Origin of the sequence: Sphingomonas sp. 67-41 (genome assembly GCF_001899725.1) — a bacterium.
Classification (GTDB): domain Bacteria; phylum Pseudomonadota; class Alphaproteobacteria; order Sphingomonadales; family Sphingomonadaceae; genus Sphingomonas; species Sphingomonas leidyi.
In genome coordinates this window covers 1-13,697 of the sequence record NZ_MKWJ01000026.1, presented here as the reverse complement: position 1 = coordinate 13,697, position 13,697 = coordinate 1, and the positions used below count along the sequence as shown (strand labels likewise).

7 protein-coding genes and 1 tRNA gene are annotated in these 13,697 nt (G+C 65.8%); 3 read left to right on the top strand and 5 right to left on the bottom strand.

What is annotated here, in order from left to right:
- Window positions 1–171 precede the first annotated feature (171 nt).
- Window positions 172–657, bottom strand: a complete 486-nt coding sequence (locus BGP17_RS19785) for a MarR family transcriptional regulator (RefSeq protein WP_167300995.1) — start codon at window positions 655–657, stop codon at window positions 172–174.
- 67 nt (window positions 658–724) lie between these two features.
- Between BGP17_RS19785 and BGP17_RS19780 the strand changes: the two genes are divergently transcribed.
- On the top strand, window positions 725–1,822 hold the full coding sequence (locus BGP17_RS19780; protein WP_167300994.1) for a branched-chain amino acid aminotransferase: 1,098 nt from the start codon (window positions 725–727) through the stop codon (window positions 1,820–1,822).
- A 23-nt stretch (window positions 1,823–1,845) separates the two neighbouring features.
- Window positions 1,846–1,920 (top strand) — tRNA-Gln (locus BGP17_RS19775).
- A gap of 199 nt (window positions 1,921–2,119) precedes the next feature.
- Here BGP17_RS19775 and BGP17_RS19770 read toward each other — a convergent pair.
- The 4 genes from BGP17_RS19770 to BGP17_RS19755 form a co-directional block, all read right to left on the bottom strand.
- Window positions 2,120–3,343 carry a Ca2+-dependent phosphoinositide-specific phospholipase C gene (locus tag BGP17_RS19770; protein ID WP_286713321.1) on the bottom strand — a complete coding sequence of 408 codons (1,224 nt, stop codon included), beginning with the start codon at window positions 3,341–3,343 and terminating at the stop codon, window positions 2,120–2,122.
- 71 nt (window positions 3,344–3,414) lie between these two features.
- Window positions 3,415–5,820 (bottom strand): TonB-dependent receptor, encoded by a 2,406-nt coding sequence (locus BGP17_RS19765; protein ID WP_286713320.1) that lies wholly within the window; start codon window positions 5,818–5,820, stop codon window positions 3,415–3,417.
- A gap of 75 nt (window positions 5,821–5,895) precedes the next feature.
- Window positions 5,896–7,209 carry an MFS transporter gene (locus BGP17_RS19760; protein WP_286713319.1) on the bottom strand — a complete coding sequence of 438 codons (1,314 nt, stop codon included), beginning with the start codon at window positions 7,207–7,209 and terminating at the stop codon, window positions 5,896–5,898.
- Between the two features lie 60 nt (window positions 7,210–7,269).
- Entirely contained in the window at window positions 7,270–8,469 is a 1,200-nt protein-coding gene (locus BGP17_RS19755; RefSeq protein ID WP_286713318.1) for a TetR/AcrR family transcriptional regulator, read from the bottom strand.
- Between the two features lie 193 nt (window positions 8,470–8,662).
- Between BGP17_RS19755 and BGP17_RS19750 the strand changes: the two genes are divergently transcribed.
- The coding region (locus BGP17_RS19750) for an RHS repeat domain-containing protein (RefSeq protein ID WP_286713317.1) at window positions 8,663–13,697 on the top strand (5,035 nt) is incomplete at its 3' end.

Sequence of the window (13,697 nt, the reverse complement as noted above, 5' to 3'; positions counted from 1 at the left end):
CAATATAGCAAGATATATATCATGCTATATTGATGAGGCGACTGCAAGCGCGCGCCGGCCGTCCTGGATGGAGGACCGATATTGTCCAAGCGGGATCCGCCCCGAGCAGGTCCGGGGCGGCGGTGAGGAAGTGGCCGCGGCCGGCGCGCGGCCTCGTGCAGCTCGTGCGGTTCAGCGGCCCAGCGCCGCCACCCGCTGGCGCTCTTCCTCGGGCACCAGCCCTTCGAGCACTGCCCAGAAGCCGCCCACCGCGCCCTGTCCGGCACTCGAATAGGCGTTGGCCATCTTCTCGCGCAGCGCATCGAACAGCTCGCCTTCCAGCTTCGCCCCCGCGGGGGTGAGCCGCAACAGGCGCTGGCGCCGGTCGCGATCGCCGGTGCGGGTCTCGACGAAGCCGCGATCGGCCAGTTCGGTCAGCACCCGGCCGAGCGACTGCTTCGTGATCGCCAGGATCGCCAGCAGCTCGCTCACCGTCAGGTCCGGCTTGCGGGCGATGAAATAGAGCGCGCGATGATGCGCGCGGCCCAGGCCCTGTGCCGCCAGCCCCGCGTCGATCGAACGCGTCAGATGGGCATAGCCGAAGTAGAGCAGCTCCACGCCACGCCGGATCTCGGGCTCGCGCAGGAACAGCGGGGAGGCAGGAATTGGGGCAGCCATGTTGACGCTTTCTGCCACCGCGCCTAACCCGCTGCAAGCCGGTCCGGCAGAGTCGAAGGCGAGTGCTATGCAAGACACCACCACCCTGGATTTCGAGTTCGAGGCGCATCCCAATCCGGTCAGCGACGGCGACCGTGCGGCGGTGCTCGCCAATCCGGGTTTCGGCAAGGTGTTCACCGATCACATGGCGGTGATCAAGTACAGCGCCGACAAGGGCTGGCACGATGCGAAGATCCTGCCGCGCGGCCCGATCCAGGTCGATCCGGCGACCGCGGTGCTCCATTATGCGCAGGAGATCTTCGAGGGGCTGAAGGCCTATCGCCTGCCCGATGGCGGCGTGTCGCTGTTCCGTGCGGACGAGAATGCCCGCCGCTTCCGCGAATCCGCCGAGCGGATGGCGATGGCGCCGCTGCCGGACGCGCTGTTCCTGGACTCGATCCGCGAGCTCGTCCGCATCGACCAGAAATGGATCCCGGAGATCGAGGGCGGCTCGCTCTATCTGCGTCCGTTCATGTTCGCGAGCGAAGTGTTCCTGGGGGTGAAGCCGGCCAGCGAATATCTCTACATGGTGATCGCCTCGCCGGCGGGCGCCTATTTCAAGGGCGGCGCGCCGTCGGTGACCCTGTGGGTCTCGGAACATTATACGCGCGCGGCCCCCGGCGGGACCGGTGCGGCCAAGTGCGGCGGCAATTACGCGGCCAGCCTGGTCGCGCAGAAGGAAGCGATCGACCAGGGTTGCGACCAGGTGGTGTTCCTCGATGCGGTCGAGAACCGCTATGTCGAGGAGCTGGGCGGCATGAACGTGATGTTCGTGATGGACGACGGCTCGATCGTCACGCCGCCGCTGGGCGGCACGATCCTGCCCGGCATCACCCGCGATTCGCTGATCACCCTGGCACGGTCGCAGGGAATCGAAGTGCGCGAGGAGCGCTATTCGATCGACCAGTGGAAGGCCGATGCCCAGAGCGGCAAGCTGCGCGAAGCCTTTGCCTGCGGCACGGCCGCGGTGCTCACGCCGATCGGCAAGGTGCGTGGCCGCGGCTATGAGTTCATGATCGGAAACGGCGGACCGGGCATCCTTACCGAGAAGCTCAGGGGGGAATTGGGCGGCATTCAGCGCGGAACCGCGCCGGACCCGCATGGCTGGGTTGAACGGCTGCCCTAAGTCCCTATAAGCGCGCTTCCCGCTGGGGCGTAGCCAAGTGGTAAGGCAACGGTTTTTGGTACCGTGTACCGAAGGTTCGAATCCTTCCGCCCCAGCCAATCGATCAAATGCCGATGCGCGACGGCCGGCTGCGAAGGGCCTTCATGCCGCACCTTTCGCAAGGGCGCCGCGCCGCCGAGCCGGGTTCGGCGCGAGCAGCCGGGCAGGCGCGCGCCCCGACAATGGCCGTTCACGGGCCGGTGCCGTACATCCGCTCCCGCTCGGGAGCGGATGCTTCGCTCTTCATTCGATCACCGGTCAGCGTTGCAGCCGGCAGGCCTTGGGTGCGTTGACCGGATTGCAGCGCGCCTCGCCGCCGCCCGGCAGCCGCACGACATAATTGGTCCCATAGGCGTTGCCCGGCTTGTAGAAGTCGGTCGAGACGATCTGGGCGCCGCTGGCAAAGGCCCGGTTGGCGCGACCCGGGTCGTCCACCTTGGCCTCGTAGGTCTCGATATCGGCGCGGGCGCGGACGAGATATCCCTGCTTCACGCGTTCGGGGATTTCCCGGGCGCGGACATCGGCATTGTCGAGCAGAAGGAACGCGGCATAGCTCTGCCCCGGCGTGGCACGCAGGAACGCCGCGCGACCCTCCAGATTCTCGCGCCCGGCATGGTAGGCGGCCAGCGCCTTGGGATCCATCGCGGTCAGCAGCAGGAAGACGAACTTGCCGCGCGACTTGGCGAGCGTGGGCCAGTTATGGGCCAGCACGCCGGCTTCGAGGGTGGGATGGTGCCCGCGGACATCGTCGGGGATCACCAGCTTGTCGCGGCCGATCTCGCGGAAGATCGACTGGTCCATCTCGTCGAACGCGGCGCGATCGAAGGCAAGCGGCGGCGTCGCGTTGGGGAATATCGGCAGGGCATCGCTCTTCGCCTCGACCAGGATGAAGATCGGGGCATGGTCCGGATGGGCATCCGACCAGGCGCGAAGCTGCTTCAGGCAGCGCGTGAACAGGTTGCAGCTGGAGCGCACGTCGAGATCGGCGACATGGAACACCTTGAGGCCCGGCTTTTCCATGTCGGTGGCGTCATAGGGCAGCATCTGGCTGTCCTTCACGCCCTTGGCACGCAGCGCCGCAAGACCCGCGGGCCGCGCGTAGCGGCCACCCTGGGGATCGTTGTTGATATCGATCTCGAGGCTGCGCATCCCGGCGTCGAGCTGGTCCGTCAGCGTGGTGTAGCGATAGTTCAGCCCCTCGCTCATGCTGGTAAAATTGGGGTGATATTCCTGCCAGTCCGCCTTCATCTTCTCTGGCATGGCCTTGGCGAAGGCGGCCAGTTTCGGGCCGAGCAAGGCATCCACCATCGCCAGCAGCTGCGGGTCGACGCCCTGCGCGTAGCTGTTGTGGGTGCCGATCACCTGGATTTCGTTGAGCCGCACTTCGTCGGTGCGGGGCGCTTCCTGAGCGGCGCCGCAGGTGGCGATTGCACCGGCGGCGCAGGCGGCAATCAGGCCGAGGCCGGTCGCGAATTTCTTCATGTCGGGTGTCCTTGGTGGATCGGGGCGTGCGCATCCCTCCCGGCTGAATGGCCGGGAGGGGCGAAGGCGCGTCAGAAGTTGATCTTGGCGAAGGCGCCGAGCGTCCGATAGGCGTTCGGCGAGGTGTAATGGAGCAGGCCGAGCGGGCCGTAGATCTGCCACCCCGTGGAATAATAGGTGTTCAGCAGATTGCGGGCATAGACGCCGAACTCGACCGCGCCATCCACCTTGGCCAGGCTGATCCGGCCGTTGAGCAGGCCATAGCCCGGGATCAGCGAGTACGTGGAATTGGGCGTCTTGGTGCCGTCCGGGTTGCTGACCGGCGGGGCAAGGATATCGCCCAGCATCGCGCCCGTCACCGTCTGGGTGCGGCTGCGATAGCCATAGTCGAGATGCGCCTTGAAGTTCAGCCCCGCGCCGATCTCGTCGGCATAGTCCATGGTGACGCTCGCCTGCCATTCCGGCGCGTTCGTAAGGCGCGTGCCGGTATAGTTGGCGGTCGGGCTGGCGACATAGTCGGTGAACACGGCGTCGGTGTAGGTCACCGAGCCGCCGAGCGTGACCTGGCGCGCGGGCTTGATCGCCAGCGACGCCTCGACGCCGCGCGAGCGCAGGCCCGGCGCGTTGCCGATCGCCGAGGCCAGGATGAACCCGCCGACACCCGTGCTCACCGGAGTCAGGATCGTCGCCTGGAAATTGGTGAACTTCGACGCGAACGCATTGATGTTGAAGCGCACGCGGCGATCGAACAACTCGCTCTTCAGGCCGATTTCCCAGCTCTTCACGGATTCCGGATTATAGGGATCGTAGCGGTTGCCGACAAAGGCGACGCCGCCCGGCTTGTAGCCCGTGGCATAGCTCGCATAGAGCATCACGTCGCGGCTGATCGTGAACTGCGGCGCGATGCGATAGGTGAAGCGGCCACCCTTTTTCGATCCCGATCGGAATGCCTCGGTCGGTCCGGAGCTGGTGGCGACGAAGACGGGCGAATAGCCGGTGATCGGAACCGGATCGATATTGATGTAGCCGATCGTCTGGCGGTTCCAGTCATAATTGTAGCGGCCGCCAAGGGTCACGCTGAACTGGCGGGCCGGGGTGATCTTGACCTGGCCGAACGCGGCCGCCGTCTCGTTGGCGGCGTCGAACAGTACGGCGTTGCCCAGCATCGCCTTGGTGATGGGATCGAATGCACCGGTCAACGCGTAGAGCGTCGGCGACGGAACGCCGGCGGGCGAGAGCAAAGGCGCGCCGAGCGTGCCCCATTGCAGCTGGGTCTGCCTGGCGTTCAGCTTGTTGTAGAAGGCGCCGACCAGATATTCGAACGTCCCGCCCGCGGGCGAAGCGAAGTGGATCTCCTCGCTGAACTTGTGCGTCTTCAGCCGGCCCGAGTTGAACGGGATGAAGGCATAGATGTTGCGGGGCAGCAGATCGGCGGGCGTGTCGTTATCGAACGTCGTTTCGCGATAGGCAGTGATCGACGTCAGCGTGTGCCGGCCCATCTCGTAGTTCACATGGAGCGAGCCGCCCTTGTTGGTCGTGGTGTTGTGGCCCAGCGAGCCATCGGCGCTGTCGGCATTCTCCGGCCCCGGGATCACGCCGAGGGCGATCTGCGCCGCGGTGAGCGCGGCGGCGGGCGCATAGGTCGAGCCGGCCGGGCCGCCCACCGGCACGCGGATGGCGGTGTCGATATGGTGGGTGTACTCGCCGGCAAGGACCAGTTCGAGCGCGGGGGCAGGCCGGAACAGCAGCTTGCCGCGCACGCCCCATTCGCTGACCAGGCCCAGATTGCGGTCGAGCACGACATAGCGGCCCTTGCCATCCTGGCCCAGCGCGAAGGCGGACAGGCGAAGTGCGGCCTGATCGCTGATCGGCACGTTGAGGGTCAGGTTGGCATTGCGGTCGTTGCGCTCGCCATAGGCGGCATAGGCAGTGCCGGAGAATTGACCGATCACCGGCTTGTTGGTGGTGATCGCGATCACGCCCGAGGTGGAATTCTTGCCGAACAGCGTGCCCTGCGGGCCCATCAGCACATCGACGCGCTGGATGTCGGTGAGGCCGATCAGGCCATTGTCGCGCTGGGCGTCCATTACGACGTCGTCGACGACGACGTTGACCGACTTGGCGTTGGAGAAATCGAACGAGGTGCTGCCGACGCCGCGGATCTGGAAGGCCGCGCCCTGCGTGGGGTCATATTGCACGCCGGGCACGACATATTGCAGGTCGGTGAGCGAGGTGAAGCCGCTGTCCTCCAGCGTCTGGCCGCTGACCGACGTGATCGAGATCGGCACCGATTGCGCCTTTTCCTGGCGGCGCTGCGCGGTGACGACGATGTCGGCAAGGCCGGTGTCCGCGGACGCCTCCGATGTCTGCACGGGAGCAGCGCTATCGTTCTGGGCATACGCTTGTTCAGTCATACCGAAGCCGCACGCAATCGTCGCCGCGCTGGCCATCAGCACGCGAAGCAGGTCGTTCTTCATTCGCAATCCCCCTGGAAGTACCACCGATTCGGCGGGATACGAGGGTCGCCCTAGGGTTTTCGCATGACAGGGAAATTACATTTGTTCAGTTGATGCGCCAGGGTTCGTGCAGGGCGTTGAATTTGCTTCCTTCGCCAGGATCCGCAGTGAAGCCAGGGTGATCAGCGCTGCGGCGAGACTCGGGACCAGCAGCACCGGCGCGAACGTCTGTTCAGGCGCGGGCATCGCGCGCGGATCGAACCCCAGGGTGCGATAGCCGGTGAACAACAGGCCCGAAGCGGCGGCCCCGCACAGATTGAAGGGCAGGTGGAATCCGGCATAATGCGCCGCGGCGCGCTTCCCCGAGGGTGCGTCCGCGGCATCGAGCCGTGCGCCCAGCAGCATCCGCAGGGCCATGAAATCGATCGCGGAGGTCAGGCCGAAGGGTATGGTCCACAGCATCAGCGCAGCCGGGGAACCAGCCGGCAGCATCGGCAGGGCGAGCGCCAGAACCAGATTCGCCCAGAGCGTCAGCCGCAGCAATGTGTGCGGGCTCAGATTGGCGGCGATGCGCATCGCCGCCAGAATGCCGATGGCGGCACAGATCGTCTGGACGAGGATCCCGGCCGGGGCCCAGCCGCGCAGCCCCAGGCCATCGTTGACCGTGTAGAAATAGCCTGTCGTGGTGATCGCCGCATGCGCGCCATTGAGCGCGAACAGCGCTGCCAGCCGGCGGTTGTCGCGATTGGCGAACAGCAATCGCAGCGGGGCGAGCAGGCCGGCGAGCCGCCACCTGCCCGGCGTGGCCGCACGATCCGGCACCAGCGCGATGAGTGCGGCATGCAGCACCAGCGCCCCGCAGGCGACGAAGATCATGATCGCCATGAAGGGCGAGGACCAGGCGGGGACCTGCAGCGCGCCGATCGCCGAGAAGCCGATGCCCCCGGCGATGCCGAACAGGGTTCGCGTGCCGAATATCCGTCCGCGGGCCTGGCCATCGCGCGCCGCTTCCAGCGCCCAGGCGCCATGCGTGACGTTGCACAATGCCCAGCCGACCACCGATGCGACCAATGCGATCGCTAGCGAGGCGATCGAAGGCGCGGCGCCGTGCGCGAGCAGCGCGGCGGTGCCGATCAGCACCAGGGCCGTACCCAGGATCATCCATAGTCGTCGTCGCCCGAACCGGCTCGATCCGTGATCGCCCATCGATCCCGCGAGCAGCTCGGCCGGGATCGGCGCGAAGTTGGCGAGCAGCACCAGCCAGCCGACGACGCTCACCTGGAGCCCGAGCTCGCCGGAGAGATAGGGCGCCAGGAAGACCCGCCGGGCCAGGTCGTAGCCGGCAAAGGCCAGCGAGGGCAGCGACAGCACGACGAGGCGCGTGCGCGATAGTGTTTCCCGATCCGCCATCCCGCGCACTCCGGCACGGCGCCTATCAGCGGGTTATGCCGTTTCGATGACTCCGCGCGCTCAGCGGGGCGATCGCATGCGCCAGGCTTCGAGGGCGGCGAAGGCGCGCATATAGTGCGTGCGATCGGGTATCTTGCGCGCCATGCCGATCATTCCCATGCCGAAGGCGGCGATCGACAGCACCTGCGCAGCCGCGCGATCGAAGCCGGCTCCGATGCCGATCCCCATGGGCGCCATATCGCTCGCCCGCCAATTCTCGCCGCGCCGGCGCCGCATGTCGAGCGCATGGGGCAACAGGCTGGGCTCGCGGGCGCTGGCAAGCGCGATCATCGACGTCGCCTTGACCAGGTCCTGGATGCTGGTGTCGTTCGGCTGCCCGCCGTCATGCCCGGCGCGAATATCGCTCCGGCGGCTGTGGAAACGGGCGATGACGGCGTGGAGCCCCGCCACGACCAATGCCGGGCGCCCCCCGAAATGATAGACGACCGTGGAAGCGGGCACGCCTGCGGCCAGCGCGACCGAACGGTGCGTCACGCTTTCTATGCCTTGCGAGACGATCAGGTCGGCGGCGCTGCCCGCGATCCGCTGGCGCTTCGCATCTCCTTCCTGTGTCGTGGGCGGCACATCGGCGTCGAGCAAGCCGATCAGCGAAGCGATCGTTCCGCTCTCCCCGGCATCCGCCCCGGGGAATATGCCGCCGGCAAAACGCCGGAGGCACAGGGAGCGCAGCAGCGCATATTTCGGGCTGTCGTCGGCGCCGAGCGAGAAGCCCGCCTCGTCGAGCACATAGCCGAGTGCCAGATCGGCCAGCGCCGCATCCCCGAATATGAGTTCGGCCCAGAACCGGCCGGCATCGTCGAGCCAATGCTCGAGCGCGGGCAGCCGATCGGGCCGCAACGCCCGATCATGGACCAATTCGATGAGCAGAACGACGTGGCGCCGTTCCCGGGTCACCCATTCGCGCAGGGCCAGTTCCGCCATCGCGGCGCGTGCGGCGGTATCCGGAGCGCCAACCGCGTCCGCAAGGGCGCGCCATTTCCCGAAGAACGCCAGATCGCTGGCATGCGCCGCCTGGGTCACGCCTTCGAGCAACTGCTCCTTGCTGCCCATGCGCGTCGAGATCACCGGTACGCTGACGCCGAGGCTGGTTGCGAGCGGCCGCAGCGTCAGTTCGGCAAGGCCGCCGGACGCAACAAGGTCCAGCGCCTGGTCGACGATCGCACCGACTGAAATACCAACGGGAAGAACGGATCGATTCACTGGCACGGCACGCATCTATCGCAATCGCATCTTCCGGTCACGATTCGCGTGGCGCAGTTGCGCGATCGGCGTGCGCGGAATCCCTGGGGCCCGGGATTTTTTGGGGCCGAGGCTAAACGATCGCGAGATTCCTCCGATTTGGATGTGAAGGGGCGGCGTGTCGTGCTGTCCGGGTTGATGTTTGGGGGAACGGATGGTTGCGATCTTCACGGGCGCCGGGACGGGATTCGAGCGCGGATCGGGGAGCGTGCTGGGCGGGTCGGGGTTGCTGGGCTCGGCGAGCTTCGGGCGCAGCGGCGAGCAGGTGTTCCTCAACGCGGCGAACGGCAATCTGCTGATCAACCGTCAGGACGAGTTCCTGGTGGGGCGGGGTCCGGATGCGGGGGTGGGCCGGACCTATAACAGCCTGGGCAACCAGAGCGACGACAATGGCGACAACTGGCTGCAGAGCACGGACCGGCGGGTGTTCGGGCTGACGGGGACGCTGAACAGCTGGGGGAGCACGATCAAGCGGCGCTCGGGGGACGGCAGCGAGATCAGCTATGGCTGGGACGGCACGAGCTATGTCGCGACCGACGGGGCGGGGAGCTTCGACCGGCTGAGCTACAATGGCGCGAGCTGGACCTGGACGGACGGGGACAGCCGGGTCACCGAGAGCTATGCGGCCTATGGCAGCTATTGGCGCATTACGTCGCAGAGCGACACCAGCGGCAACAGCCTGACCTTCGGCTATACCGGCGACAAGCTGACGACGCTCACCACCGCCAATGGCGAGACGCTCACCTATACGTGGAGCGGCAACCATATCAGCGCGGTGGATTCCGGCGACGGCACGCTGACCCGCTATTATTATGACGGCTATGACCGGCTGAGCCGGGTCGATATCGAGCTGACGGGCGGGGGCAGCGTCTATTCGACGAGCTACACCTATCATGGCAGCTCGAAGCTGGTCGCGTCGATCAGCGAGACCGACGGATCCTATATCGCGATTAGCTATGACGGGTATAACCGGGTGATCAGCCTGGCGCAGACGGTTGCTGCCGGCGTCACGCGCACCACCACGCTCTATTATAGCGCGGGCTATACCGACGTCACCGATCCGACCGGCGCGGTCACGCGCCTCGAATATGCCAATGGCAATTTCGCGGCTCCGGTCGAGGTCTGGGGCTCCGGCAATGTCGACCGGCAGCCTGCGACGATCGATGGCCATGCCGCCACGCAATTCACCGTGCAGGTAACCGGGAACTGGACCGGCATCTCCCACGGAATCAACGCAGCCGCGGGCGAGACCATAACCTTCGGGCTCACGCTGCAGGCCGTGGGCGTCTACACGACCCAGGATCTCGGCCTCTATGGCGATGCGGAGGGTTGGGGTAGCGCCAACATATCCTCGGCGCGGATCGTTTCCGGTCCCGGCCAGATCGAGCAGCTCGAGGGCGGCATATGGCGTGTGTCAGGTCTTTCGAGCACGACCGGCACGCGGGTCGAGATCACCCGCACCTTCAAGCAGGCCCAAACCGGCGGGGCCTATATCTATGTCGACAATCCCGGCGGCTACCGTGCCGGCATGTCGCTCGTCGTCGCCGATGCGGAGCTCACGCGCAGCATGACGGCGGTCGATCCCGGCACCATGACCGGGGGGAGCTGGTATATTGGGGGCGTGAGCCGAGCCCCGGCCGGGACGCTCGATGGCTCGCCGGCCTATCAATATACCGTGACAGACAGTGGCTGGGCAGGGACGGCGATCTGGCAGCGGGTAAATGCCGGCGACCGGATGAGCTATTCGATCAGCCTGCAGGCGGTATCGGGTGGTGCCACTTCGCAGACGCTCGGTCTCTGGGGAGAGAGTTCCGGCTGGGGCCTGCCCGCCGACAGCACCGCGCGGATCATTTCCGGGCCGGGTACGCTCAGCCGGACGGCGGGCGGTCTCTGGACCGTCGACGGGCTTTCGACGTCGCAGGCCACGCGTATCGAGATCGTCCGCACCTATGACCGGGCGGAAGTTTCCGGCAGCTATCTCTATTTCGACTATCCCGGTGGCTTTCGCGTCGGTCAGACTCTCATTGCGGGCGCGCCCTATGTCGTGCGCCAGGCTGGATATGATGCCCAGGCCAGGCAGCTGACCAAGATCACTACCGCCTATGGCACGGCGCAGGCGCAGACGGTGCAGTTCGGCTATAACGCCAATGGCGACCTCACCAGCGTGACGGACGGGCTGGGGAATACGACCAGCTATACCTATGACGCGAACGGCAACCAGCTGACGGCGACGGACCGGCTGGGGAACGTGGTCACGCGGACCTATAGCGCCACGAACCAGCTGCTGACCGAGACGCGCACGGGCTCGGACAAGGACAGCGCGGCGGCCGCGCATACTACGCGCTATGTCTATGACAGTGCCAATAGGCTGGTCTACACGGTCTCCGCCGAAGGGCAGGTCACCCGCAACTGGTATGACGGCTACGGCCAGCTCTACTTCGTCAGCGAGTTCCCCGACCATCGCTACGATCTGAGCGGTCTCGCCGCAAACCAGGCGCCGAGCCAGTCGCAGCTCGACGGCTGGTGTGCGGGGCTCGGCGACACGGCGAGCTCGCAGGTCACGTACATGCTGCGCGATGCGCGGGGGAACCTGACCCAGCGTCTGCGTGGCTCGGCCAACAACAACTATGCCTCGTACAACGGCTGGGGCGGCTACACCCACGAATACTACACCTATGATTCCGCGGGGCGGCTGCTCAGTTCGGTCGTGGCCGGGCAGAACACGCAATATTATGTCTATGACGGGCTGAACCGGCTGGTCTCGCAGACCGACGTCAACGGGGGGACGACGAGCATCGTGTTCGCCGATACGGCGACGCAGACGGTGATCACGCTGGCGAACGGCTTCGTCCAGACCTCGACCTACAACAAGGCCGGCGAGCTGATCAGCTTCACCGAGAGTGGCGACTTCGTCGAGGGCGGCACCGCGCAATATGGTTATGACAAGAATGGCCGGCTGCGGATGATGGCCGACGCGACGGGCCGGAAATTCTATTATCTCTACGACAAGGCCGGCCGGAAGGTGGCCGATATCGTCGAGAATGGCGAGACCACCGAGTATCGCTACGACGCCAATGGCCGGCTGGTCGCGACCGTGCATTATATGCTCTGGACCAGCGGAATGGCGCAGATCGCCGACCTCAATTCCAATGTTGATATCGCGTCGGTCCGGCCCAATCCCAATGGCTCCGACCTGTGGACCTGGTCGGTCTACGACAAGGAAGGGCGGCTGATCGAGGCGATCGAGGGCGACGGCTCGGTCACGGCGTATGAATATGACGCGTCCGGCCGGCTGGTGAAGACCACCAGCTACGCGAACAGGCTTGCCGGCTGGCAGATTGCCGGCTTCCAGGCGGCGGCGCCCTCCGGCCTGGTACTGCCGGCAAGCGACGTCAAGGACAGCGTCGCGCGGATCTTCTACGACAAGGACGGTCGCAAGATCGGCGCACTCGATGGCGAGGGCTATCTCACCCGCACGATCTACGACGGGTCGGGGCGCAAGGTGCAGGAGATCGCCTATGCCAACATCACGAGCGCGGCGCTGCGTGCGTCGGGCACCCTGCAGAACCTGATCGACAGCGCCGGGACCAGCGCGAACGACCGCTCGACACGCTATGTCTATGACGGGCAGGACCTGCTGCGCTTCACGATCGACGCGCTGAACCACGTCACCGAATATGTGTACGAGGATAGCAGCTGGCTGTGGAGCGCTTTCGGGCCGGTCCGGCAGACGACCCGCTATGCCGGCGCCATCGGCGCACTCTCGAGCTACAGCTATGCGAGCGTGAAGAGCGCGGTCGCCGCGCTGGCGAGCGATCCCGCCAATCGCACCAGCTATGCAGTCTACGACAGCGCCGCGCGGCTGGCCTATTCGATCGATGCCGGCGGCGCGGTGGTCGGCTACAGCTACGACAGCCGGGGCCAGATGGTCCGCAAGGTCGAATATGCGACGCTGCGGCCGACTTCGTCGCTGCCGAGCAAGGGCGACATGGACAGCTGGGTCGCCAGCTATCCCACCGCGAACGACCGCGTCACGCGCTATTATTACAGCGCGCGCGGCGAGCTGCGTTTCGCCATCGATGCGGAAGGCTATGTGACCCGCACCGACTATGACGCGGAGGGACGGGTATCGGCGACGCTGCGCTGGGACAATGCCGTCTCGGCCAATGACGGCTGGACGATCGCCACCGTCAGCAACGCTCAGAGCGGCGACTATACGGTCTCCAATAGCTATTATGATGTGAGTGGTCGTCTCACCCTAACCACCAACAATGCGGGGCTGTGGCATCGCCATTACTATTACGCCAACGGCTTGCTGGCCTGGGACATTCTGTCGGAGGGTGGTCAGGACGACAGCCGGACCTATTATGTCTACGACGCGGCGGGCCGGAAGGCGGCGGAATATGCGGCGCACGGGACGGCCGAGCAGGCGATCACGACCTATACGTATAACGGCCTGGGCGACCTGATCGCGGTCAGCGATCCCAACGCGCATACGACGTCGTTCGAATATGACCATGCCGGGCGGGTGATCCGCCAGGCGAATGCGTACGGCTCGCCGACGGTGTTCGAATACAACGCGTTCGGCGAAGTGACGCGCACGATCAACGCGCGGGGTTTCAGCACGTACAGCGAGTACGACCAGGCGGGTCGGGTGACGTCGGTGGTCGATGCGCTGAACTACACGACGACGACGCGCTACACAGCGTTCGGGGAAGTGGCGTCGGTGACGCGCGGCGCGGCGGTGACGAGCTTCGGCTATGACAAGCTGGGCCGGGCGGTGACGGCCACCGATGCCGAGGGCGGGATCGAGACGAGCGGCTATGACGCGTTCGGCAACCGGATCCGGTTGGTGAACAAGCTGGGCGGGATCACCGACTATAGCTATGACCGCCGCGGGCTGCTGGCCGAGGAAAGGGTCCAGGCGATCCTGGACGGGAGCGGCAACGTCGTCACCGCCGCCTTCTCGCGCAACCGCTATGAATATGACGCGCGCGGCAATGTGGTGCACCGGATCGAGGCGTACGGCCTGGCCGAGCAGCGCGACAGCTGGTTCGAATATGACAAGGCGAACCGGCTGACGTCGAAATGGGGCGAGGCGGTATCGGTGGGGCTGTCGCAGGCCATGGCGACGCCGCGGGAATATTATCGCTACGACACGCGCGGCAACCTGGTCGAGACGATCGACG

Coding starts and splice junctions, on each gene's coding strand:
- BGP17_RS19765 (WP_286713320.1), bottom strand. CDS start 5,820: ATGAAGAACGACCTGCTTCGCGTGCTGATGGCCAGCGCGGCGACGATT.
- BGP17_RS19770 (WP_286713321.1), bottom strand. CDS start 3,343: ATGAAGAAATTCGCGACCGGCCTCGGCCTGATTGCCGCCTGCGCCGCC.
- BGP17_RS19785 (WP_167300995.1), bottom strand. CDS start 657: ATGGCTGCCCCAATTCCTGCCTCCCCGCTGTTCCTGCGCGAGCCCGAG.
- BGP17_RS19780 (WP_167300994.1), top strand. CDS start 725: ATGCAAGACACCACCACCCTGGATTTCGAGTTCGAGGCGCATCCCAAT.
- BGP17_RS19760 (WP_286713319.1), bottom strand. CDS start 7,209: ATGGCGGATCGGGAAACACTATCGCGCACGCGCCTCGTCGTGCTGTCG.